24 protein-coding genes are annotated in these 25,085 nt (G+C 33.3%); 10 read left to right on the top strand and 14 right to left on the bottom strand.

Annotation, left to right across the window (positions count from 1 at the left end; all coding sequences use genetic code 11):
• Positions 1–19 precede the first annotated feature (19 nt).
• From pfkC to J2T59_RS06090, 6 genes are all read right to left on the bottom strand, one after another.
• On the bottom strand, positions 20–1,486 hold the full coding sequence (gene pfkC / locus J2T59_RS06065) for an ADP-specific phosphofructokinase (RefSeq protein WP_259134942.1): 1,467 nt from the start codon (positions 1,484–1,486) through the stop codon (positions 20–22).
• 23 nt (positions 1,487–1,509) lie between these two features.
• The gene (gene argJ / locus J2T59_RS06070) at positions 1,510–2,694 is read right to left on the bottom strand and encodes a bifunctional ornithine acetyltransferase/N-acetylglutamate synthase (RefSeq protein WP_259134944.1); all 1,185 of its coding nucleotides are present in this window, start codon (positions 2,692–2,694) and stop codon (positions 1,510–1,512) included.
• Between the two features lie 55 nt (positions 2,695–2,749).
• Positions 2,750–3,229: a CBS domain-containing protein gene (locus J2T59_RS06075; protein ID WP_259134945.1), complete on the bottom strand. Its 480-nt coding sequence runs from the start codon at positions 3,227–3,229 to the stop codon at positions 2,750–2,752.
• A gap of 57 nt (positions 3,230–3,286) precedes the next feature.
• Positions 3,287–4,300 carry an N-acetyl-gamma-glutamyl-phosphate reductase gene (argC, locus tag J2T59_RS06080; RefSeq protein ID WP_259134946.1) on the bottom strand — a complete coding sequence of 338 codons (1,014 nt, stop codon included), beginning with the start codon at positions 4,298–4,300 and terminating at the stop codon, positions 3,287–3,289.
• Positions 4,301–4,383: 83 nt separating this feature from the next.
• A complete protein-coding gene (gene metX / locus J2T59_RS06085; protein ID WP_259134947.1) occupies positions 4,384–5,862 on the bottom strand; it encodes a homoserine O-acetyltransferase MetX in 1,479 nt (492 codons plus the stop codon).
• A gap of 2 nt (positions 5,863–5,864) precedes the next feature.
• Entirely contained in the window at positions 5,865–7,163 is a 1,299-nt protein-coding gene (locus tag J2T59_RS06090; protein WP_259134948.1) for an O-acetylhomoserine aminocarboxypropyltransferase/cysteine synthase family protein, read from the bottom strand.
• A gap of 236 nt (positions 7,164–7,399) precedes the next feature.
• Between J2T59_RS06090 and J2T59_RS06095 the strand changes: the two genes are divergently transcribed.
• Positions 7,400–7,825: a nucleoside 2-deoxyribosyltransferase gene (locus tag J2T59_RS06095; RefSeq protein ID WP_259134949.1), complete on the top strand. Its 426-nt coding sequence runs from the start codon at positions 7,400–7,402 to the stop codon at positions 7,823–7,825.
• 134 nt (positions 7,826–7,959) lie between these two features.
• On the opposite strand, the gene J2T59_RS06100 is transcribed toward J2T59_RS06095, so the two are convergent.
• From J2T59_RS06100 to acs, 4 genes are all read right to left on the bottom strand, one after another.
• Positions 7,960–8,571, bottom strand: coding sequence for a TIGR00296 family protein (locus J2T59_RS06100; RefSeq protein WP_259134950.1), 612 nt, complete (start codon positions 8,569–8,571; stop codon positions 7,960–7,962).
• Between the two features lie 53 nt (positions 8,572–8,624).
• The gene (locus J2T59_RS06105) at positions 8,625–9,848 is read right to left on the bottom strand and encodes a phosphoglycerate kinase (RefSeq protein ID WP_374761080.1); all 1,224 of its coding nucleotides are present in this window, start codon (positions 9,846–9,848) and stop codon (positions 8,625–8,627) included.
• A gap of 117 nt (positions 9,849–9,965) precedes the next feature.
• A complete protein-coding gene (locus tag J2T59_RS06110; protein ID WP_259134951.1) occupies positions 9,966–11,048 on the bottom strand; it encodes a phosphotransacetylase family protein in 1,083 nt (360 codons plus the stop codon).
• Positions 11,049–11,122: 74 nt separating this feature from the next.
• On the bottom strand, positions 11,123–13,216 hold the full coding sequence (acs, locus tag J2T59_RS06115) for an acetate--CoA ligase alpha subunit (RefSeq protein ID WP_259134952.1): 2,094 nt from the start codon (positions 13,214–13,216) through the stop codon (positions 11,123–11,125).
• Positions 13,217–13,372: 156 nt separating this feature from the next.
• On the opposite strand from acs, the gene J2T59_RS06120 reads away from it, so the two are divergent.
• The 7 genes from J2T59_RS06120 to J2T59_RS06150 all read left to right on the top strand — a co-directional run bounded on the left by J2T59_RS06120 (position 13,373) and on the right by J2T59_RS06150 (position 19,645).
• Entirely contained in the window at positions 13,373–13,936 is a 564-nt protein-coding gene (locus J2T59_RS06120; protein ID WP_259134954.1) for a flavodoxin family protein, read from the top strand.
• A gap of 43 nt (positions 13,937–13,979) precedes the next feature.
• Entirely contained in the window at positions 13,980–15,134 is a 1,155-nt protein-coding gene (locus J2T59_RS06125) for a PQQ-dependent sugar dehydrogenase (RefSeq protein ID WP_259134956.1), read from the top strand.
• Positions 15,135–15,200: 66 nt separating this feature from the next.
• Positions 15,201–15,479, top strand: coding sequence for an ACT domain-containing protein (locus J2T59_RS06130; RefSeq protein WP_259134958.1), 279 nt, complete (start codon positions 15,201–15,203; stop codon positions 15,477–15,479).
• A gap of 29 nt (positions 15,480–15,508) precedes the next feature.
• Positions 15,509–16,870, top strand: coding sequence for a PFL family protein (locus tag J2T59_RS06135; RefSeq protein ID WP_259134960.1), 1,362 nt, complete (start codon positions 15,509–15,511; stop codon positions 16,868–16,870).
• Positions 16,871–17,192: 322 nt separating this feature from the next.
• The gene (locus J2T59_RS06140) at positions 17,193–17,813 is read left to right on the top strand and encodes a magnesium transporter (protein WP_259134962.1); all 621 of its coding nucleotides are present in this window, start codon (positions 17,193–17,195) and stop codon (positions 17,811–17,813) included.
• Positions 17,810–18,367, top strand: a complete 558-nt coding sequence (locus tag J2T59_RS06145; RefSeq protein WP_259134964.1) for a magnesium transporter — start codon at positions 17,810–17,812, stop codon at positions 18,365–18,367. Before J2T59_RS06140 ends, J2T59_RS06145 begins: the two co-directional genes overlap by 4 nt.
• Positions 18,368–18,433: 66 nt before the next feature.
• Positions 18,434–19,645, top strand: coding sequence for a potassium channel family protein (locus J2T59_RS06150; RefSeq protein ID WP_259134966.1), 1,212 nt, complete (start codon positions 18,434–18,436; stop codon positions 19,643–19,645).
• Between the two features lie 224 nt (positions 19,646–19,869).
• Here J2T59_RS06150 and J2T59_RS06155 read toward each other — a convergent pair whose 3' ends face one another.
• Positions 19,870–20,289: an HIT family protein gene (locus tag J2T59_RS06155; protein WP_259134969.1), complete on the bottom strand. Its 420-nt coding sequence runs from the start codon at positions 20,287–20,289 to the stop codon at positions 19,870–19,872.
• Positions 20,290–20,508: 219 nt separating this feature from the next.
• On the opposite strand from J2T59_RS06155, the gene sp36 reads away from it, so the two are divergent.
• A complete protein-coding gene (gene sp36, locus J2T59_RS06160) occupies positions 20,509–20,691 on the top strand; it encodes a Sp36 family protein (protein ID WP_259134971.1) in 183 nt (60 codons plus the stop codon).
• Between the two features lie 28 nt (positions 20,692–20,719).
• On the opposite strand, the gene J2T59_RS06165 is transcribed toward sp36, so the two are convergent.
• Genes J2T59_RS06165 through cgi121 form a run of 3 tightly spaced genes read right to left on the bottom strand, consistent with a single transcriptional unit; the run spans position 20,720 to position 23,679 of the window.
• Positions 20,720–22,015 (bottom strand): tRNA (N(6)-L-threonylcarbamoyladenosine(37)-C(2))-methylthiotransferase, encoded by a 1,296-nt coding sequence (locus J2T59_RS06165; RefSeq protein ID WP_259134973.1) that lies wholly within the window; start codon positions 22,013–22,015, stop codon positions 20,720–20,722.
• Between the two features lie 9 nt (positions 22,016–22,024).
• Complete coding sequence (gene glpX / locus J2T59_RS06170) at positions 22,025–23,116, bottom strand: class II fructose-bisphosphatase (protein ID WP_259134974.1); 1,092 nt, start codon at positions 23,114–23,116, stop codon at positions 22,025–22,027.
• Positions 23,117–23,169: 53 nt separating this feature from the next.
• On the bottom strand, positions 23,170–23,679 hold the full coding sequence (cgi121, locus tag J2T59_RS06175) for a KEOPS complex subunit Cgi121 (RefSeq protein ID WP_259134975.1): 510 nt from the start codon (positions 23,677–23,679) through the stop codon (positions 23,170–23,172).
• 170 nt (positions 23,680–23,849) lie between these two features.
• On the opposite strand from cgi121, the gene thrC reads away from it, so the two are divergent.
• Positions 23,850–25,058, top strand: coding sequence for a threonine synthase (thrC, locus tag J2T59_RS06180; RefSeq protein WP_259134976.1), 1,209 nt, complete (start codon positions 23,850–23,852; stop codon positions 25,056–25,058).
• The last annotated feature ends 27 nt before the right edge of the window (positions 25,059–25,085 follow it).

Raw genomic sequence — 25,085 nt, forward strand, 5'->3', positions numbered from 1 at the left:
TAAATACCAACAAAACACTTTATTTCGCATTTAAAGTAGATAACATACTTACAAACGCAGCTGCAGATATTGTATCTCCAATTCCAACTGTAGCTACCGGATTTTTCACTACTTTTGTAGGTATGATAATAACATCATGTTTTGGAGTGCAGACACACCCATCCTGCAGTTCTTTTAATGTACCAATACCTCTTTCAATAAGATGTTTTTCAAGTGTTTCAAACTTGTTATAACCATCTTTCCAAATGGGTACTTCTAAACCTTGGTCACAGTCTTCAAGTGTAGTAATATCACCAGACATTGCCTTAGAGGCAGCAACAGTTGCTGCAAATAATAAAGATTTTTTATGGTCTTCTGGTGTCACTGGAGAGTCTTTTGAACTTACACATATGTAGTAGCCAAGTGAATGTACTTGCACTCGCTCTAATTTTAGTTCATGTAATAATATTACTGCTCCTTCATATAATGCATCAATTGCACGTTCATCTTTTTTAATGACAGCAAATGCAAGCTCTTCATATCCCAAAACATTGAGAGCATTTGCAACTTCAACTGTATCAAGCCCAATAGAATGAACATGTTCATGAATAATTTTTTTTAGTATTACATTTCTTATAACTCTATTTTGTATTGAGGTGAACTCTACATGAATTCTGATTTTGGGATTAACTTCTTTTAATTTCTTGATTAATTTTACAGATTTATCCACATAATAGTCGTATGTATTCCCATCCTCATCAACTTCTTTAATCATTTGATATCCAGAAAGTAGTGCACCATCTATGCCTTTATAAACTTCTTGAAGATGTTCATAAATATCTTTTTCCATATCTATTTTGATCCAAGGTGGGCGAGAAGAAACAATCAGTCTGTTATCACGTGGAACGATTATCTTTTCTCCACTGAAATCAAACTCAATTCCTTTAGAATATTCGATTATCCAGTTTATTTTAGGCTTTTTATTTGAACTATATGCTTTTGTAGGATGTTTTAGTCTAAGATGGTTATTTTCTATGATTGGATGAAAGAGATTATCCTTATTTACAAAATAATCAGCTTGTTCTTTTGATAACCAAGGCACATATGCAATTACATTTCTAACATCAATATTAGCTAATGTATTTGCAATAATTCCAGCCTGGCCCCCCATTCGCGATTTACCCTGACCTAAATTCTTAGTTAACCAATCATGTATTTTTAGGTCATAGGTAGGAACTTCTGCCGCTTTACCATCTCGCATAGATATTAGTAACCTTGCAACAAAATCTTCCGGAGAACTGATTTCCCGGGGATATTCTTGCAATCTTGATTTGACAGTTTGAGTATTGACAGTATTTAACATATGTAAAATATCCGTTTTTTCAATTTTTTTAATTGAATCAATATTGCAGTTATAAGCTACGAATACCCCTCTTACATTGTGAATCATATCTTTCATTTTAAAGTATGAGTCTCTATATTCCCTTTCCCAATCAGATATTTCCATTGATTATCACCAAAATGTTAAAGTTAAGTTGTGTATTCGGCATTAATTTTAACATAGTCGTAAGACAAGTCACATCCCCACGCAGTAGCTTTGTATTTTCCATTATTCAAGTTGACATTGATAAAAATATGTTCTTCTGACATAACTGCCTTTAGTTTTTCTTGCTCAATGTTGTCAAGGCTTATTATATTCCCATTTTCAACTAAATTAATAATATTTTCTCCACTTGAAAATGATAAAGAGATTTTATTTTCTATAAGATCACACCCAGAATAGCCAACTGCAGCAATTATTCTACCCCAATTAGGATCTTCACCAAAAAGGGCAGCTTTAACTAGCATTGATCTTACAATAGATTTCGCTGCAAGCTTTGCATCTTTTTCAGAGGAGGCATTTATAATTCTAGCTTCAATGAGTTTGGTTGCCCCTTCACCATCGATAGCTATCATTTTAGCAAGTCCTGTTAATATGCAATCAAGTCCTTTTTGAAACTCTTCTATATTCGGATTAACTATCGCCTTTCCTGTACTTATCAATAGAACCATATCATTTGTACTTGTATCTCCATCAACAGTTATCATATTGAAACTTTTATCAACAGCTTTTTTTAAGCAAGTATCTAAAGTTGCTGAATTTATATCTGCATCTGTATAAATGAAGGCTAGCATTGTACCCATGTTAGGCTCGATCATTCCAGAACCCTTTGCAAGACCACCAATACGTGCACCGCTTGAAAGTTCAACAGCAATTTCCTTTTTAAAAGTATCAGTTGTCGTGATGGCATCAGCAACATCATGACTAGATTTTTTACTGTTCTCAAGTTTATTTACCACAACAGCAGCTTGTCTACGGATAAATTCCATGTCCATTTTTTTTCCAATAATTCCAGTTGAAGAAACTGCAATATTATCTTCAGAATAACCTAGATATCTATGAACAATATGTGCCATTTCTTTAGCGTCTTCCATTCCTTGATATCCAGTAAAAGCGTTAGCATTACCACTATTGACAATAAGTGCTGAAATTTTATTAGTTCTAATTATTTTTTCTTTAGTAAGAATGAGTGGAGGTGCAATAATCTTATTTCGGGTGAATACACCAGCAGCATTGCCTTCACCTTCGATTATGGCTAAACCGTTCTTACCTTCTTTTATTGCTGCAGCTTTAACTCCTTTAACTGCACATATTCCGCCATCGACGAGTTTCATATATGTTTCTCCAAATAAAAGATTAGGTAGTATTTCTTGTAACAATTATGAAAAATTATTTTGTTTCATTATTTCTAGCTAAACCCTGAATAATATCTCCCCGAGTTACTATTCCTACAAGCTTTTCATTTGATAAGACCGGTAACCTATTTATCTTATGTTTGTGCATCAAAGATGATGCATCTTCAATTGAAGCTTCTTCTGATATTGTAAATATCTCTTTTTCCATAATACTTTTAACAGGTTTTGACCCGACATCTGTTAACATTTTTTTAGCTTCTTCCCAACTGATAAGCTCTCTTATTGGTATTTCAATAACTTCGAATGGACTTGGAAGCCAGTATGTACTATGTTTAGGTATCTCTAATAGTTTTAAAAGATCGAGTTCTGAAATTAACCCAACAAGTGAATTATCATTATCAAGGACAGGCATTCCACTTATATTATTTTCACGTAAAGTCTGTGCAACATCACTAATTTTATCTTCTTGATAACAATATATCACATCTTGATTCATTATCTCTTTAATTTTCATATGCCCACCTTTATCTATATGTAAAATCCTCTTAATTGTTGAATATTCAATTTATATTCATGGTAATAGTCCAGGAAACCAGAGACCTGTAGTTTCTTCAAGACCACACATAAGGTTCATATTCTGGATTGCTTGACCAGAAGCTCCCTTTACAAGATTATCTATTGCTGATACGACTACAACTCTGTTATTATTTTCATCTATTTCCAGACCTATATCACAAAAATTAGAGCCCCTTACGTGACTAATAGATGGTACACCCTCTATAACACGTATAAAATTATTATCACAGTAAAACTTTTTATATATTTCAAATACTTCTTGATGTTCCATTTTATCCTGTAAGAAGATATGTGCAGTTGTGAGAATACCTCGAATTGATGGTATTACATGTGGTGTGAAACTTATATTTGTTAATCCAGAATCAAATCTTTGTAATTCTTGATTAATCTCAGCTCTATGTCTATGTTTGGTTAATTTGTAAGCCGTAATGTTTTCTGCAAGGTTTGGGTAATGTGAAGTTGTTGTAGGAACAATACCAGCGCCTGAAATGCCAGATTTTGAATCAAAAACAACACTTTCTACTATTTTTTTATTAACTAAAGGTGCTGCTGCAAGGTTTGCACCTGTCGGATAGCAACCGGGATTGGAAACAAAGTCAGAATTTGATACTTCTGGATGAAGTTCTACCAGTCCATAAGGTACATCTCTAGGATCTTCATGTTCTTGACCATATACATGTTCAAATATATCAACATCAAGTCTGTAATCAGCACTAAGATCTATTATTTTAACATCTGAGTCAATCAGCTTAGGTACTACTTTCATTGATGCACCATGTGGAACTGCTAAGAAAACGATATCACAAAATTCAGTGATTTTTTCAGGTTCTACATCTTCAAACCTCAAATAATTAAGGCTAACTAAGTTCTTGTGTTGTTCAGATACGTAAGTTCCATGAAGTTTCCTTGAAGTAGCAATATTTACATTTACATTAGGATGATGAGCTAATAACCTGATGAGCTCACCACCAGTATATCCTGATGCACCTATTATTCCCGCATTTAGCATAAAATCATCTAACTGTAGTTACATCACCAATATTATTTAAAGTTGTTATTTTTCAGTTTCTAATAGTAAGAAGACATTCATTTTTAACTATAATGATATTCTCCTATCATTTTATTAATTTCTTCACTACCGATTATACCTATAACTACTTCATCTTCATCTATTACAGGCAAAGCAGAAATATTGTTTTTTTGCATTTTTCTGGCTGCACTGTCAATCTTTTCATCTGGTGATGCAGTAAGCACATTTTTTGTAATTATTTTATCCAGATGAGTATATTTTAAAGCTACAGCTTTTGAAATATCCCAAGAAGTTATAATGCCACGGATTTTTCCATGATTTGATACCACAGGTAAATGAGTAATACCATTATCAAACATTGACTGTGCAGCATCTTCTAAACTAATATTTTCAGTTACAGTAACTACATTTTGTTTCATTATATCTGAAACCGTAACATCATCCAAGAATCCACTTATTATATAGCTTAATTGACCTGATTCTAAAAGAAATGCATCATGTCCATAATTTGATTCTATTTCCCTATAAGTTACATCAAGGTTATTAGCATTCATGGCCATTAGGATTTCCTTTGATTGATATGGTGGATAAAGCCAATCAGAAGTTACTGAAATTATAAGGCATTTAGACCTTATATTCTTAAGACCTTCACTTAGAGACCCATTTTTGGTAAGATCAAAGTAATCTACTGCTTTTGTAATGTAAAGATATGAATTTGGATCGAATCTTTTAGCGAAAGATTTACCCTTATAATGCAAATAACTTTCTACTTGAAAATCCATACTAATATCATAATTATATTCTTTTCTATCCTGCAACTCTCGACCAAACTTATCTCTCATGGATTCGTCACTAAGGTAAGTAATATGGCCTATCATTCTGGCGAGTGCTAAACCATGTATTGGTTTTTTATCTTTTGAATAATTACCTTCATTCCACTCAGGATCAGATGTAATTGCAATTCTTCCTACTTCGTTGAATGCAATTTGTTGTGGGGATGAATATGCAGAAGATGCTATTGAAATTGATTTGTCTAGCATTTCAGGATAACTGACACTCCATTGTAATACTTGGAGGCCACCCATGGATCCACCAATCGCTGCATAGATATGTTTTATTTCTAAATATTCCAAAAGTTTCTTTTGGGCATTTACCATATCTTTTATTGTAATGACAGGAAAACTAAGCGCGTATTTTTTTCCTGTTTTAGGATTAATGGATGCTGGCCCAGTAGATCCTTGGCATCCGCCAATTACATTTGAACAAACAACAAAATACCTTGTTGTATCAATACATTTTCCTGGTCCTATGAGAATATCCCACCAACCTGGCTTAGTGTCTCCTTCATGCCATCCAGCTGCATGTGCATCGCCTGTAAGTGCATGGCAGACTAATATAACATTGTTCTTTCTTCCATTTAGTTTACCATAGGTTTCATATGCAATAGTTGCATTCTTAATAGTTTTTCCACTCTCAAGTACAAGTTCATCTTTTAAGTGATAATATTTAGTTTCAACTAGTCCTATTGACCCTGGTTTCATATTTATTGAGACCTCTTTAATGCTTGATCAATATCAGTGATTATATCTTCAATATCTTCAAGACCAACAGAAATACGAATAAAGTCTTCAGTAACACCTGTATTTAACCGTTCATTTTCTGTAAGTTGTTGATGCGTCGTAGAGGCTGGATGGATAACAAGACTTTTTGCATCACCTATGTTTGCCACATGTGATAATAACTCTAGATTCTCAATGAACTTTCTCCCTGCACTTAATCCACCTTTTATGCCAAAACCTAAGATGGCGCCATAATGTCCGTTTAAATATTTTTGTGCATTATAATGTGATGGATGATCAGGTAAACCGGGATAATTCACCCACTCAACTAAAGGATGGTTTCTAAGGAACTTGGCAACTCCAAGTGCATTTTGAGAATGTTTTTTCATTCTTAATGGCAAAGTTTCTAGTCCTTGCAAAAAGAGAAATGAGTTAAATGGACTTAGAACTGGTCCAAGATCTCTTAGTAACTGTACTCTAAGTTTCATTATAAATGCGACATTACCAAGCCCTGGGACATTTTTAAACTCATCCCAGTATCGGAGTCCATGATAACTAGGATCAGGTTCTGTAAATCCAGGAAATTTGCCATTACTCCAATCAAACTTTCCTGAATCAACTATTAGTCCTCCTATCGAAGTTCCATGTCCACCTATAAACTTAGTAGCTGACATAACTACAATATCTGCACCCAATTCTATTGGATCGATTAAACTTACACCGACTGTATTATCCACTATCAATGGAATTCCGGCATCACTCGCAATTTTTGAAATTTTTTCAAAATCAGGTATATCCAATTTAGGGTTACCAATAGATTCAATGTATATTGCCTTTGTTTTTTCATTGATTTCTGTTTTAAATCCTTTTATATCTTGTGAATTAACAAACTTAACTTTTCGCGCAAGGTTTGGCATCGTGTTATTAAAAAGTTGATAAGTTCCACCATATAGATTATCTGCTGAAACAATTTCATCAGATGGGTTTGTAATACCAAGTATTGATAGTGCAATTGCGGACATTCCTGAAGAAACGGCAAGTGCCCCTGTACCACCAGAGATTTCAGCTATTCTTTTTTCTAGAACATCTGAAGTAGGATTCATAAGTCGGGTATAGATATTACCAAACTCTTTTAAAGCAAAAAGATTAGCTGCATGATTAGTATCTTTAAACTGATATGATGTAGTTTGATATATAGGAACAGCTCTTGAACCAGTAGTTGGATCCGGGATTTGTCCAGAATGTAATGCACGTGTATTTATCCCATATTTTTTTAGTGTCATTTATAATAACTCCATATCAAGATTTTGTATTAAAGTCTCTTTTTAGTATGTAGTAATTTATTTACAAGTGTTATTGTATCCTTACTACATATATATTTATTACTATAATGGCAACCTATTATTATTACTATAAGTTATATATTATATACTGAAATTTTTAAATAACTAAAGTATTAAACTTAAATACATAATAATAAAGATGAAGTTACTTATTAATAAACAACAGAGGTTATTATTTGAGTATATGTATATATCTTGCAGGACCACTTTTTTCAGAGGCTGAAAGACAATTCAATAAAAAATTCAAGTTAATTCTTACTAAAAATGGATTTAATGTTTTTTTACCACAAGAAAATGAAGTATATGGATGTGATACCAAAAATGAACAGATGTTCTCAAACTACTTGAATATATTAAATAAATGTGATATTATTGTAGCTGTACTTGATGGTGGTTTGGATGTTGATTCGGGTACTGCATGGGAAGTTGGGTATGCATATTCAAAAGGAATACCTATATTTGGTCTAAGAACAGACTTCCGCACATTTGACGATAGTAGTAAGATAAATTTAATGATTGAAGAATGTTTGACATATTTAGCAACGGATATTGAAGACTTGGTTAAAATACTTAACAAATCATTAATTAAAAGTAATAAATAAATAAATAAATAAATAAATAAATCTAAGTGTATAAAGTTGTGTATTTTAACAAAATCAATATTATGAGCATGCATGGTGTATATTTTTATGAAAATACATTCATAAGAAATGTATATTAGCAGTTAATATAATTTTTATTCAAGATGTTTTTCGATAACTTCTCCTCCTGGAGATTTTTCTTTAAATATTTGACCTTCAAACTTATAGATTTGGGTATTTTTATCTTTCCACTGACTTGGCGGTAGTCCAGCCTTTAAACATGTATTTGATAAAAAATCATACACATCAAATCCATGCTCTGTAGCTACTTGTGGTAGTAAAAGTCCTTGATTGAAACCTTTTTTGATGATAAGTCCGTGCTCACCAATTATAATCGAACTCATAATGTCATCCTCATTACCTTCTATAAGAATTGGTGGTGTTAAAATTGTGACTTCAATTAGAATCTCATCTAATTCGATTAACCTTACTACAGGGAATCTTGGGTCATTGGTTGCTGCTGATATGGCTGAATCTATAATTGCATCTAGTAGCTGTGTGTCTGGATATGGTCTCCCTATACAACCCCTTAGTTCATTTTTTTTGTTTAATGTAACAAATACACCACGGTGCTCGTTGAAAATAGGAGATACATCGAATTCAGTAGTAGCTATTTTTTTACCGGTACTTAAAAATTCGGTTATTATTGTCCTAGAAATTTTAACAGCCATTTTTCCTTCAGTTAGATTAAGTAATTGCGGAATCACACATTCCTCCATAAATGCTATTCTATTTCATTGATATTTGCAAAAAGAGATAATTAACTTTTGTTGTAGTAACTATTTTTTAAGGCTTCAATCCCAGGTAACTTTTCACCAGAAAGATAATCTATACAAGCTCCACCACCAGTACTTAAGTGAGAAAATCTGTCCTCATAACCATAATTTCTAACCTCTGCAGCAATATGTCCTCCACCTGCAATTGAATAAGTGGCTTTTGTAGCCGCTCTTATAATCTCTAGTGTACCTAATGCAAATTGTTCAACTTCTGAGATTCCTGCAGGCCCATTTAGAACTACTGTGTGCGCATTTTCTATTTCTTTTGAGAAATATACTATTGTCTCAAGCCCGATATCATTTATAGGGAGATTTTGATCTTTCAGTTCATCAATATCAACATCAATTCTTTTGTTTTTGTTATTAAGTGCAACATCACTAGGATATTTGATTTTACTGTTATAGCGTTTAAGTAGTTCTTTTGCTTTATCCACCTGGTCTATATAACCTTGATTTTTGATAAAATCATAGTTTACTTGACCAACATCTACATTAGAAGCTATGAGCAGGACTGTGCCTATTATTCCCGTAAAAAGAACCTTATCAACATTACCACTGCTTAAAACACTTTCAGCAACTTTTAAAGAGTCATCAACTTTTGCTCCACCTAGAACGAAAATATTAGGATGAGATGTACCTTTTATACCTTTATCCAATGCTAAAATTTCTTTTTCCATCAAACGTCCAGCACCTGCTGGCAATAATTCAGTAAAACCCATAAGTGAAAGGTGTGATCTATGAGATACAGCAAATGCATCGTTTAGATATATATCAATTAAAGGGCTAAGCTTTTTAACCATATGTGAATTAGAATGGGCTTCAGCAGAGCGCTCGATTGTTTCTTCTGAAAAAAACCTAACATTCTCAAGAAGTACAATATCTCCCTTTTTCATTTTAGTTATAGTATTCCTTGCATGCGTTCCAAATATATCCTCTATATAATGAATTCTTCTATCAAGATATTCAGATAATTTAATTGAATGAGACTGCATGGTTGTAAAGTCGTTTTTACCTGGTCGGCTTTGGTGTGCCATTATTACAAGTTTAGTGTTAATTAACTCATTTATTGTTTGAATGTGGCTTTTTATTCTAAGGTCATCTAGAATGTTTCCTTCAGGATCCATAGGAGAATTTAGGTCAGCCCGTAGCAAGATGGTTTTTCCATCTAGATCAAAATCGTTAATGGTTAGAAAATCTTTTACAGTCAATCTATCCCTCAGTTATCATATAATTAGTTTATGCTAGTAGTTGAGCTTTATTCGATTTAAATCACAGAATTATGTGTAACTATAAGGTTTATGAAATTTAAATGGGTTAAAAGATAGTTATTTCACATGTTTTTTTAAATCCAATTCACTTAAGATTAAATCAAGATCTATGTTATTGTCTACTAGTTCCACGGTTCTTTTTAACTTATCGTTTTGTTTTATTCTAGCATGGCCAATCAACTCTTCAATTCGCTCTATCGTGCTCATTGTATCATTTCTTACCATGAGTAGAGGAACTTCTGCTTCCTCAGCGCTAGCAAGTACGGCCTCACCTGGTACTAGACCACCTGTTAAAATAAGACATTTTGTTTTAGCTTCAATAGCTGCTAGTTGAATCGAAGCTCGATCACCACCCGTTATAACAACACTGTTAGGAAATCGCCTGAAGTATTTGATTGCAGCACTTACTTCCATTGCACCAACAAGATAGTTATCAACCAGTAGTTCGAGCTTATGGGCGCTGGTTAGTACCTCTGCATGTAAATGTTCAACTATATCAGAGATTGGTATTGATCTTAGTGTTGAATCTATTTGTATTGTGCCAAATACTCTTATGTTCTTTGATTGAAGAAATGGAACAACAAGGTCATTTACATAGTCAATATCAGACTCATGTATTTCATTTAGGATAACTCCCAATAAATTATCTTTGTTTTTTATGAGCTTTTGGTCACACAGAATTCTATCAACGGCAAATATAGAGTTATATCTTGTAACTAGAATCATCTTTGCATTTAGTATATCAGCAACTTGGGGATCAGATAAACCATACATTGAGCCCCCTCCTACATCTCCTGTACCTTCAATTAGTACTATATCTTTATTTTTTGAGATGAGTTCATGGGCTTCTTTTAATCTTTTATCTAGTCCTTTATCAATACCTTTTAATGAATCACTTATTAGCTGATCGGTTAATAATATTGGAGTCACGTATTTCCTATCTTCTTTTATGTCTAGTATAGACATAATTTCTTCTGAATCTTGATCTGAAAGAGTACCATCAACATCAATTAAAATGTTACCTATGGGTTTCATATATCCAACGGAATAACCCATGTTTTTCAGGAGTATACCTAAACCCGCACATAGTGAACTCTTGCCTGAATATTCTTCTGATGAACTTACTAGAACTGATACCACAACAACACTTCCTTTTAATTGAAGATATATTAGTTATATTTATTAGTACATTAAATCTTTTCAATAAGCTGTTATTATTCACTTAAAGTTAATCTCATATCTATAGCAGTACACCCTTTTCTTTCACCAAATACTACTAGTGGATTAATCTCAAACTCAAGTATTTCTGGGAAGTCGATAGATAGTTGAGATACTTTCAGCAAAACGTCAACTATACTATCAATATCGTGAGGCTTTTCACCTCTTACTCCTGCTAAAAGTGGATATGTCTTTATTGAAGAAATCATCTTTTTAGCATCTTTTTCAGTTAAAGGTGCTAATCCAAATGAAATATCCTTCATTAGTTCTACATACGTCCCTCCAAATCCAAACATAATAAGCGGTCCGAATTGTACGTCCCTGTTCATTCCAATAATTACTTCTCGACCACTCGTAACCATTTTTTGTATTTGAACTCCTGAGATAGTGGCATGCGGCATGTACCTCCTAACAGAAGACATCATTGAATTATAGGCTTTTTCAACTTCTTCACAATCATTCAAGTTAAGTTTAATGCCACCGACATCAGTTTTATGGCTAATATCGGGAGATAGTATCTTTAATGCTACTGGATAGCCTATTTTCTCACAGTATCTTAAAGTATCTTCTAAACTTCTTGCAACTTCTTTTTCTATAACTGGTATACCGTATGCTTTCAAGATATCAAAAGCTTCTAGGCCCATTACAGTCTGTTTTTTTTCTTGTGCTTTTTTCAGCATCCTGGAAACAAGGGCTTTATCGCCTACTATTTCAGGTGCATCAAAATAATGTTTATTTTTAATCTTTCTATAAGTTGAAAGTGCTTTCATACTAGCTACAGCTCTATCAGGTGATGAATAGTTGGGTATATTTGATTTTTGCAATATTTTTTCACCCTTACCAATTCTACTTCCACCAACAAAAGAACAAAGGATAGGTTTATGTGAAGTTTCAATAATTGATTTTATATTATACGCTATCTCCTCAATGTTTGTCATAGATTGTGGAGAGATCAACAAAATTATTCCATCTACATTACTATCCTTTAAAACAATATTTAGAGCATTTTTGTAGATTTCTGAACTAGCATCACCCAAAACATCAACAGGGTTATATATACTGGCTGCAGGTGGAAGTGCCTCTTTCAGCCTAATATATGTTATATCTTCGAATTCGGATAAAAAAAGACCTCTGAGGTGGCATTCATCAGCTGCAAGTATGCCAAGACCACCAGCATTTGTAATTAGAGCAATATTGTCACCTTTTGGATAGTAATATCTTGCAAATGCATGTGAATATTCCAGGAGATCTTCTAATGTGTCAGCACGAATAACACCACTTTGAGAAAACGCTGCATTATATGCTTCATCAGAGCCGGCAAGAGTACCAGTATGTGAAGAAACAGCTTTTGAACCTGCAGCAGTTCTTCCCGCTTTGACAACCACAAGGGGTTTCTTTTGAGATAGTTTTCTTGAAGTTTTAATAAATTCAGGTCCGTTACTAACACCTTCAAGATATGCAGCCACAACTTTGGTGTCGTAATCAATTAAAAATTCTTTTAGTAAATCATTTTCAGAAATATCGGCTTTATTTCCAAGACTAACGAATTTAGAGAAACCAACGTTTTTATTATCTGCCCAATCAAGTGCAGAAGTACAAATTGCACCAGATTGTGAAAATAAAGCGATGTTCCCAGGTTTTGCCATTGTTGCTGCAAAAGATGCATTTAAACCAGCAGAGGTGTTTATTAAACCAAGGCAATTAGGACCTAAAAATCGTATCCCATATTTTTTTGCGGTTTCAACACACTTTTTTTCAAGCTTTGCTCCTTTAATTCCTGTCTCTTTAAAGCCAGCAGATATTATAATTAGGTTTTTAACACCAACATTACCACACTCTTCTATCATATCAGGAACAAACTGTGAGGGGATTACAATAACTGCTAAGTCTATCGGTGTTTCTAAATAAATCTCTTTTATACTAGAAAATGCTTTTAAACCCAATATTGTTTCAGCATTGGGATTTATTGGATATATCTTTCCCTTAAAACTATCAACTAAATTTTTTAGAACAGCATATCCAACTTTTTCTTTATTCTTTGAAGCACCAATAACAGCAACAGACTTTGGACTAAACATTTTTTTTAACATTGATAACCCCAATACTTTATTTTATTTCAAAACTGGATCGGTTGTTTTATTTAATTTAATACAATATTTATTAGTTTTACTATAAAACATTGTTACTAATGAACAAACAAATTATATATTAAGGCATTACTTTATAACGTAAGTAGGTGAGGATAAATGAAAATTTTAGGAATATCTGGAAGTCCTGTTGAGAATGGAAATAATGAGATTTTAATCAATAAAGTGCTGCATATAGCAGAAAATAGAAATTTTGAAACTGATAAATTATTATTATCATCGTGTAATATCTCACCATGTAATGCATGTGATGCATGTAGAGATAATGATACGTGTCCAATAGAAGATGATATGGATGGTGTTTATGCTAAACTGAAACAAGCGGATGCCATAATTGTATCGTCACCTGTTTACTTTGGTGGTATGACAGGACAATTGAAATGTTTGTTTGATAGAAGTGTTCTGCTTAGACGACAAGGTTTTGCTCTTAATAATAAGCTTGGAGCTGCTATTGCAGTTGGAGGGTCACGTAATGGTGGACAAGAAAAAACAATTCAAACAATACATGATTGTATGCACGTCCATGGAATGATTGTTATAGGCGATGGTGGTCATTTTGGAGGTACTTCTCAAAAACCAGTAGTTGAAGATGATGTGGGTATGAAGACCGTAGAAGATACGATAAATAAGATGTGTGATGTTCTTCAAATGCTAAAGCAATAAGTTTTTATCATCTCCTTTTATATTTCTTTAGTGGGAGATGCATATGTTCCAATTAAATAAAAAGAAGTTATTACTTTTTATCGCAGTAATCATTATTATATTTCTATTTCTTACAGTATGGATTAATTTTATTAGTGAGAGGGATACTGACATTAAACCTGTTGAAGGAAATCATGCTACAATTGTTGATGATGATATTGATGTCCTTCAAGTAAGCTCAGTTGCAATAAATCTTAAAATACCATGGGATTTAGATTTTTTTCCAGATGGTAGTATTATTTTTACTGAAAGACCAGGTAAAGTATATGTAATTGATCAAGAAACAGGGCTTTTAAAAGAACCTATCCTAACTCTAGATAATGTTGAACATATAGGTGAAGGTGGTCTTCTAGGAATTGCATTACATCCATCATTTAAAGATACTGGGTTTGTTTATCTTTACTATACATATAAGAAAGAAGATGAGATTTTTAACCGGGTTGTTAGATATAAGATGGATAATAGTTACATAGTAGATGTAACTCAAAAAAAGATAATCATTGACAAAATTCCAGGTGCAAGAACACATAATGGAGGTAGGATTGATTTTGGACCTGATGAAAATCTTTACGTCACAACAGGCGATGCAGCTCAGCCTAAACTATCTCAAGATATGAGTTCACTCGCAGGTAAAATCCTTAGGGTAAAAGATGATGGGAAAATTCCTAGCAATAATCCATTTAATGATTCTCCTGTTTATTCATTAGGTCACAGAAATCCACAAGGACTTGCATGGGACAGTGATGGTAACTTGTGGTCAACTGAACACGGAGCTATTGCAAAGGATGAACTAAATTTAATTGAAGCAGGAAAGAACTATGGTTGGCCAATAATAGAAGGTGATGAAACACATCCCAATATGGAATCACCTATTTTACAAAGTGGCAGAGATACTTGGGCTCCATCAGGAGCTACTTATTACAATGGTTCTATATACTTTGCAGGTCTGCGTGGTCAAACTCTATATCAAGCTAAAATAGATTCTGATTCAGTTGAGTTGTTTACTCATTTTGATAAAGAGTTCGGAAGGCTCAGAAGTGTATTTTTAGGTCCTGATAATAATCTATACGTTTTAACAAGCAATAGGGATGGTAGAGGTGTTCCTGTGTCTATTGATGATCAAATAATACGTATTAATCCTGAAAAGATTCTTTCTTGATTTTAATAATATTCTTATAACAGGTTGTTATATTAATGTAAAAACATTTAATCTGAGGTAGACACTTTGACATCGAATAGATATGTAATTACAGTTATAGGTACTGACAAAGTAGGTATCGTTGCAAGCATCACTAAAGTAATGGCTGATTTCAATGTAAATATAATTGATATTAGTCAGACTATAATGGAAGATATATTTACAATGACAATGTTTGCTGAAAACATAAATGATGATTTTGATCTTCTAGCTTTTCAAAAAAAGATGAATTATGAAGGTGAAAGGCTTGGAGTTGAAGTAAAAGTTCAAAATGAAGACGTGTTTAAGTACATGCATAGAATTTGATTAAAATATAGTCATAGGTTTGGTATAAAATGTTTTTTCATCCAGAAGAGATAATGGAAACTATCCAGATGATAAATACAGAAAAACTGGATATTAGAACTGTTACTATGGGTATAAATCTTCGCGATTGCTGTCATCCTAACATTGAAGTTTTTAATCAAAATATTTATTCGAAAATCACCTATTTTGCTAAAAAACTTGTAGAAACTACCAATAAAATAGAAAATATGTATGGGATCCCAATTATAAATAAACGCATATCTGTTACACCAATATCACTTATTGCAGAAAGCTGTGAGTCAAATAATCTAGTATCAACAGCTATAACTATGGATAAAGCTGCTGCAGAAGTAGGTGTAGATTTCATTGGTGGATTCAGTGCGCTTGTTCATAAAGGAATTACTCCAGGTGACATGAAATTAATTCAATCTATTCCAGAAGCATTATCTACCACGGAAAAAGTTTGTTCTTCTATTAATGTAGCAACAACAAAAGCAGGAATTAACATGGATGCTGTAGCATTAATGGGAGATATAATAAAACAAACTGCTTTATTGTCTAAAGATAAACAAGGAATTGGATGTGCTAAGCTTGTGGTGTTTGCAAATGCACCTGAAGATAACCCATTCATGGCAGGTGCTTTCCATGGTATTGGGGAGGAGGATTGTGTAATAAATGTTGGTGTTAGTGGGCCAGGAGTTGTAAATAGTGCAGTTCAGGGACTAGATGAACCAACAATCGATGAAATAGCAGAAGAGATCAAAAAAACAGCCTTTAAAATCACAAGGATGGGTGAAATGGTGGGTCGTAAAGTTTCTAAAGAACTTAACGTAAGTTTTGGAGTGGTTGATTTGTCACTTGCACCAACTCCTGAAATTGGAGATAGTGTTGCTGCTATCATTGAATCTATGGGTATTGAACAATGTGGAGCGCATGGAACTACTGCTGCACTTGCGCTTCTTAACGATGCAGTTAAAAAAGGAGGTGCAATGGCATCATCTTCGATTGGTGGGTTGAGCGGCGCATTTATACCGGTAAGTGAAGATGCTGGTATGATAAAGGCAGTTGAAAGTGGGGCACTTAATATAGAAAAATTGGAGGCAATGACCTCTGTGTGTTCCGTAGGTTTAGATATGATTGCAATACCCGGTAATACCCCAAGTTCAACCATATCTGCAATAATTGCTGATGAAATGGCTATAGGTGTGATTAACAAAAAAACAACTGCTGTTAGACTAATCCCTGCACCTGGAAAAGATGTAGGAGATACAGTAGAGTTCGGGGGTTTATTAGGAAGAGCGCCGGTAATCAAATTAAGTTCGTTAAAAGCTGGTAACTTTATCAAAAAAGGTGGTAGAATTCCTGCACCATTACAGGCTCTAAATAATTGAATAATGTAGGTTATGATGTATGCTACAAATTTTCATGCTACCATTTTTTAATTATAGCCAAAAAAGCTCATTGCAATCTAAAAATTCATAGAGATATTTAAATGCTTAGTTTGTTTCAATTAAAATGATATTCTCATTTAACATAATTGCATTTGTGTTTAGTCTTTGTTTCATTGTTCTCGAACAATACAAATTTAAGAACACTTTATCTCTTATGACTGAAAAAGTTCAGATTAAATTAGACTAATTGTAATTTTTTTTTGGTGTGTGGTATCTATTTTCACCATCTAGCTTTTATACTTTAGTTTCAATATAACCAATATTGGGGACAAAAAATTCAGACTATGGGGCTGAAATACCTGAGTTAATTGAAGATTGCTTTGGTGAATATGCTAGCATTAGATCAATTGTAAATGAAGCTTTGCCTTTTGAGATTATGGCAACTTTTGGGGGAGTTATTGCGGGTATCATTTTATCAGGTATGGCCGAAGAAATTGAGCTTATACCAGGTCTTATTGTTATAGCTCCAGCTGTAATGGGTCTTAGAGGAAATATTTCATGTACTCTAGGATCACGGCTTGGAAGTGCAATTCATTTGGGTCTAATAACAAAGCTTGAAAGAAATCCTGAATTAATAAACAACATTTCAGGATCCCTACTCTTAAGTTTATTTTTATCAATTTTTCTTGGTCTAATGGGGCATTATATAACTGTAGCTTTAGGATTACCAAGTGCAGGTGCTGTGATTTTAACTTTAATTGCAGTGATTTCAGGAGTTCTTTCAGGAATAATATTAGCTATAGTAGCTGCATTACTATCAGTTGGAATGGTTAAATATGGTTTTGATCCCGATAATATTGTCACACCAGCTATCGCAACAATTGGGGATATTGTTGCTATGCTAATGTTGTTTTTAGCAGCAAAGGTGGTGTTACTAATATGACATATTATACAGTTACTGGAATTATTCGAAGTAGTACTCCCGTGTTACTTTTAGCTGCGATTGCAGGACTTTTAGCAGGACAGATGTTAAATTCTGAGATTGAACGGATAATAACAATGCCTTCACTATTAATACTAATCCCAGCTTTGATTAAAATTGGAGGAGATACTGGTAGCATATTAGCTGCTAGACTTGCATCGGCGTTTCATTTAGGACTTGAGAGTCGAATTTTTAGAAATCCTGTTATGAGCAACAGCTTAATTGGGGTTACTATTGTTGCGATGACTGCTTTATTTTCATTAAGTGTTATTGTCTGGGTAGTCAGCTTTTTATTGGGACATAGTGTAAGCTTTTTAGTATTGCTTCAAATCTGTTATATTGCTGGAATAATTGAAATAGTAATTGTATTTTTCTTTACAATAACAATCTCATCAGCTTCCCACAAATATGGTCTTGATCCCGATGACACAGTTATACCCTTAATAGCTACACTTGGTGATATTGTTGGTGTTGCAGGAATTATATTTGCCTTAAATATTCTTTTGGTTGTATAAATTTGCTTTAATGTATGAACAATAAATTATCTTAATAAAACTAATTTAAATATAAGGGCCTTAAAAATGAATTCAAAAGAAATAAAATATACACCACATAATCTTAAAGATCTACTAACTGAACTGAAAGACACCTCTGAACTTATGGTTGATTTAGCTTATTCTGCTATGATGTATGATGATATAGATATTGCCGAAGAAGTTTTACGTTTAGAAGAAAAAGTTGATGTTTTTGATTATCATATGAAAATTGTTGCAATGCTTAGTGCTCGAAAGGTAGAAGTCGCAGAAGCAATGGTCAGTGCACTAACTGTATCCGAATCAGCTGCAGATATTTCAAATGCAGCTGTAGATATTGCAAAAATAGTAACTCTTAATATGAATATTCCTTATGAGTTAAATATTGCACTCCGAGATGCTGAAGAGACTTTTATTCGTGTTAAGGTTAATGAAGATTCTATTATGAATGGCCAAACCTTGAAAGATATTGAGCTAGACATTGAAGCTGGAATGTGGATAACTGCAATTAGAAGACAAAATGAGTGGATATATAATCCTGGTCATGATACACGTATTCTGAAAAATGATGTACTTTTTGCAAGAGGGCATGGTGAAGGGGTACCGCTATTTTCGGAAATGGCATCAAATGAAAAACCCATTCCTAGAAATATGATGCATACAAACAAATTAGCAGACCTTGAAATGGCAGTGGATATTATTGTTGAAATGAAGAATATTGCTGAGTTATCTGTAGGTTTAGCATATTCTGCACTTCTGTTTGACAATGAAGATATTGCCTATGAAGTAAAATCAATTGAATCTCAGATGGAAATTATGAAAAGTAACCTTGAACATTGGGTACTTAAGACGGCAAAACATGTGAAGGATGTAAATCAGCTTCGAGGCTTATTACATCTAGGAAATGCTTCTTTGAAAATCTCAAATGCTGCTTATGGAATTGCAGATACTGTAATTAGAGATATTGAACTACATCCAGTTATAACTCTTGCAATAAGAAATTCAGATGAAATTATAAGTAAACTCAAGGTTGAAGAATGTTCATCTCTTGTGGGGAGGTCACTAAGTGAATTGAAAATTGAAACCGAAACTGGTATGTACATCTTAGCTGTCAAGAAAGGCAATAAATGGATATACCGGCCTAGCTCCAAAACAATAATTCATGCGGATGACTTGTTAATTGCCAAAGGGTCACGTATAGGAGAACAAGTCTTTTTTGACCTATGTTCTTGCCCGATTAAGTCAAAAAAATGTGGCTGAATTTTTTAGTAAGAAACTTAATTATATTCTTACACAAGTAGTCTGATAATTATTGTTTCAGAAAAAAGTATTAAAAATAATAGATAATTAAAATTTTTTATACGTATGTCAATATTTTATTTCTGACAGCTACTTTACAATTAATGCTATCATCTATTCTTATAAAATAATCTAACTTAATTGAAATGATTATTTAATTGCTTTAAATAAGAATAAAAGTTAAATTAATTAATATTTTCTTTAATTCTTGCAGCTAAAATATCTAGACTATTGGTATCACTATCTGTCCAAACAATTGATTTGATCCCATTTTGACCACCATCGCCTTCATACCTAGGAATGAGATGTACGTGGAAATGATGTATCTCTTGTCCTGCAATGTTTCCAACGTTTGTTCCAATATTCATTCCATACAATGAAAATGTTTTTTCTAAAGCTTTTGCAACTTTATGTACAGTTTTGAACAACATAGCAACTTCATCTTCAGATGTAGTAGTAAATGAGTCAAAATGATTTTTCGTAATTACTATGGTATGCCCTTGAGTAGCCGGTTCGATATCTAAAAATGCAATAGCATTTTCATCCTCAAATACTTTGTTTGTAGGTACTTTCCCATCAACGATTTTGCAAAACAAACAGCTCATAATATTCACCATATTTATAGTGTTGATTTATATATTTAATTATTTTGTCAAATTTATTTGATTTATTTGAATCAAAAAAAAATTATTTTACTACTACTGCGATTAAATTAAAAAAGAACACAACAAAACTTGTTTAATTTTCAATTTAAATTTTTAAAAATCTATATATAACATTTGTATTATAACAATAAGTGCTAGTAATATGGAGGGATTTTACGTATGACTTTATGGGAGTATGACATAAAATCGATTCGAGCCCATGAGTGGGTTCAAATGAAAAAAGATTTGAATGAAATTGGTTTTGAAGGTTGGGAACTCATTAAATTGTCTGATGATATGAATGAGAACGGTATTACCAAAGCAGTTTTTAAAAGGCCTTTGGATTATGTTGATGCCTTATAATATCAACAATTACTAATATCTCATTTTGTCATTGAATAACTTCAGCTATAAAATATCCTGGAACTGCATCACTTATTTCCACAACATATTTGTTACCAGGTATAAGTTTTGCTTGTTTGATAATTACAGGCTTGTATGAAGGTGTTCTTGCCATAAATCCATTTATTTTTGCTGGCATTGATACAAACACCTCACCTTTCCAGCCAATCATTTTTTCTTTTGATTCCATCTTTATATCTTCACAGACTTGGTGCAAGTGTTTTGATCTATCTACTATTGTTCTTGAATCCAAGTTACGAAAACTTGAAGCTTGAGTTCCAGGTCTTGGAGTATAACGAGAAATATTCACTTTATCTGGCATATGCTGTTTAATCCAATTTACCGTTATTTCAAAATCTTTATCATTTTCGCCAGGAAAGCCAACAATTACATCAGTAAAAAAAGTTAAGTCTTTAAAATTGCTTTTAAATGCTGATAAAATTTCATTAACATCTTCTATAGTGTTTTTTCTGTTCATAGAAGCTAAAATCCTATTAGATGCAGATTGTATGGGTAGGTGAATCAACTTGTAAATTTTGTCATTATGAAAAACTTCTACTAACTTATCTTGGTGTTCTTTTATTGAAAATGGGTTCATCATCCCCACTCTAACTTTAAAATCAATTGGTATCGAACAAATTTCTTCAAGAAGTGCTGGTAAACTATATCCAATATCATCACCATATTGCCCAGTATCTTGAGAAGTAATCCAGATTTCTCTGCAGCCGTCATTTAATGCTTTTTTTATATCATCTAGTATCATCTCTGGATCAGATGATTTAAGTGAACCTCTAGCATTTCTTACAATGCAATATGCACATTCATAATTGCACCCTTGTGAGATTGGGCATATATGAATATTGGAATTATATCTAATTCTGTTTGTGTTTAGAATTGTAGTGGAAGAGTTATTGAAAACCTCTATGCTTTTATCTTTTTTATTATCTTGATATATTTTCACTTTATCAATAAGCTGGGTTAACTCATCAATTGCATTAATACCAAGTAGATGAGCATTTCGATTGGCTGCAAATATATCATTTTTCTGTACTTGTGGCATGCATCCAGTAACTATTACTTGCTTCCCATCACAACCAAATTGTCGAATTTTGTGAAGAATCTTTTTCTCAGTAGTTGCTTTAACAGTACATGTATTTAGAATAATAACATCTGCTATATTTGGATTATCTATAAGGTCGTGCTCTGACTCGTTCACAACTGAAGCCATAACCTCAGCAGATGCTTGGTTTGATGAACAGCCAAAGTTTAAGATAGTTATTTTCATTTTCAGTAATTATTTTATTCTAAGTGGAGTTGTTTCTTTATTCTTTATGTATATAGAATCGGTGAATTTTACTACTCCTGAACTTCCCATAGTTATTGTATCTACTCTTGCATCACCTTCTCCAAAAAGATTAGCACCTCTTAAGAATTGGCCCGATGTAACACCAGTTGCAGCAAATATAACATCTTTCCCAGGAACTAGCTTTTCAGTATCAAGTATAGTGTTTATGTTTTCTTCTTTTATGCCCATTTTTTCTAATCTTGGTAATTTCTCTCTTTTTTCTTTCTCGATATCTTCTTTGGATTTGTTGTTAGCTACTGAAGGCAAAACTAATCTTGCTAAAACCTTGCCACCCAGTATTTTAATTGCAGCTGCTGTCAGAACAGCTTCTCCTGATCCACCTGATCCCATTACTATGTGTACTCCTGAGCCTCTAATAGATGTTGCGACACCAGGCATCAAATCACCGTCTGTTATCAAATTAACACGAGCACCAGAATTTCTTATTTCATCAATCAAGCCTTTATGCCTCGGTCGATCTAGTATGACAACAACAAGTTCTTCTACGTCTCTTTTAAGAGCTTTAGCCACTATTTCCAAATTATGTTGAACTGGTGCGTCGAGGTCGATTCTTTCCCCAGGATTTTCTTTTTCATACTTTACAACCTCTGATCCAACAACAATTTTCTCCATATAAACGTCTGGTCCATGAAAAAGGCCACCAGGTTCCGACATTGCCATGACTGAAATAGCACCCGGAACTCCATCAGCAGTTAAATTAGTACCTTCTAATGGATCTACAGCAATATCAACTTCTAAGTCTCCTTCACCAGTACCGACATGTTCACCTATGTATAACATGGGAGCTTTATCTCTTTCACCCTCACCAATTTTAATTGTACCTCTCATAGCTAACGAATTTAACATTCTCCGCATTGATTCTACTGCAACTTGATCCGCGTAATTCTTTTGACCACGACCAATTTGATGTGCTGCAGCTATGGCAGCGGCTTCTGTGACGTTTACAAGTCTGGGTAAAAGTTCTTGCTCAATTGGACCTGCATTATGCATCATCCTTTCACAGTTCTTTTTCATTTCCATTGTGTTCACCATCTAATATTATGTAGGCCATTATGAATCTAATTATTAAAAGTTTAATTAATATAGTCCACTAATGCCACTCTTTCTTTAACAAGCTTTGGTATTTTGTCCTCTCCTACAACATTTATTTCTTCTACTGTAATTTTAAATTGCTGCATGATGTAGAATTTTTTCTCTGTAGTGTATTCCAGCAAATCTTTTTCAGTAATAGTTTTTTTTAATGCGTTATAAGCTTTTAGAGTATCTTTTTCATTACCTAACACAATTAATAGAATATTGTTATTGCCTTCTGCAATACCCAGGGAAAATGCATCTTCTATTTGTTTTTTAGCAGCAGCATACCTCATTATTTCAATACCTTTATCCTTAGCTACATTTTTGTTTGTTTCAAACGACTTATTAGCTTTTTCTATAGCATACATGACATGCTCATAGCCTGCAATCATATTAGAATTCATAGCCTGAATTAGAACTTCACTTTCTGAAGCTATTTCATTTATTTTATTCAAAAAATCAGAAACTTTTTTAATATATGTAATACCAGTTAAAATAATTAGATGCATGATGTTTATGAAATAGTTTAATTAGCATAAGTTTATCGGTTGCTATAAATTATATGAATTATTGATAGGAACACTTGCTAAAATATCAATCAATTAGTTTATGTAGCAATAAAAGCTATTGATGTCATTGATTTGTTAAACTTAATGACTTATTCACTAGGAGAAACCCAATGTATAGTTTAGAATGTATAGACTGTGGCAATAAATATGCAGAATCAGATGTAGTATATACTTGTGAATGTGGTGGTCTTCTCGATATAATTTATGATTATTCGAACATAAATATTGATATGGAGAAACTAAGGTTAGAACCTCCAACTGTATGGAAATATCGTGATCTTCTTCCTATAAAGGGCAAGCATGTGACAATATATGAAGGCGGAACTCCATTGTATAAATGTGATCGTTTAGCTGAACTCATAGGAGTAAAAGAAATTTATGTCAAACACGAGGGACTTAATCCAACGGGTTCTTTCAAAGATCGTGGAATGACGGTTGGTGTTTCTAAAGCCCTTGAGCTTGGTATGAAAACGGTTGCATGTGCATCTACTGGAAACACTTCCGCTTCACTTGCAATTTATGGTGCAAAAGCCGGAATTCCTGCTATTGTTTTGTTGCCTGAAGGTAAAGTTGCAATGGGTAAAGTAGCCCAAGCTTTGATGCATGGTGCAAAAGTTCTAAGCATTAAAGGGAATTTTGACGAAGCTCTTTCACTGGTTCGTAAACTATGTGATGAAGAAAAGTTCTATTTATTAAACTCAATTAACCCATATCGTTTAGAAGGACAAAAGACAATTGGCTTTGAAATAATTGATCAACTAAATCTTAACGTACCAAGCAGAGTTGTTCTTCCGGTTGGTAATGCAGGTAACGTAACAGCAATTTACAAAGGGTTTAAAGAATTTACAGAACTTGGTGTTACGGATCATGTACCTAAAATGTGTGGTATCCAAGCTGAAGGAGCATCTCCAATTGTAAAGGCCATAAAAAATAATGCTGAAATGATTGAACCTGAAAAATCACCTGAGACAATTGCAACAGCTATCAGAATTGGAGATCCTGTAAATGCCAAAAAAGCTTTAAGGGCAATCAGAGAATCTAATGGAACTGCAGAAACAGTAACAGATGAGGAACTAGTGCAAGCACAAAGAGATTTAGCACAACTTGAAGGAATTGGTGTAGAGCCCGCTAGTGCAACTTCGGTAGCAGGCTTAAAGAAACTTGTTAAACAAGGTGTAGTCCAATCAAGTGAAACGGTGGTTTGTGTTACGACTGGGCATCTTTTAAAAGACCCACAAGAAGTAATAGAGGCCTGCGATAAACCAATAGTTGTGGATGCTACGATTAAAGCTATCAGAGACGCGGTATTCAGTAAATGAGAATATAAATCTTCAAATAATCTTAAT

It is taken from the genome of Methanosalsum natronophilum (assembly GCF_024808815.1).
In the GTDB taxonomy this organism is placed as follows: Archaea; Halobacteriota; Methanosarcinia; order Methanosarcinales; family Methanosarcinaceae; genus Methanosalsum; species Methanosalsum natronophilum.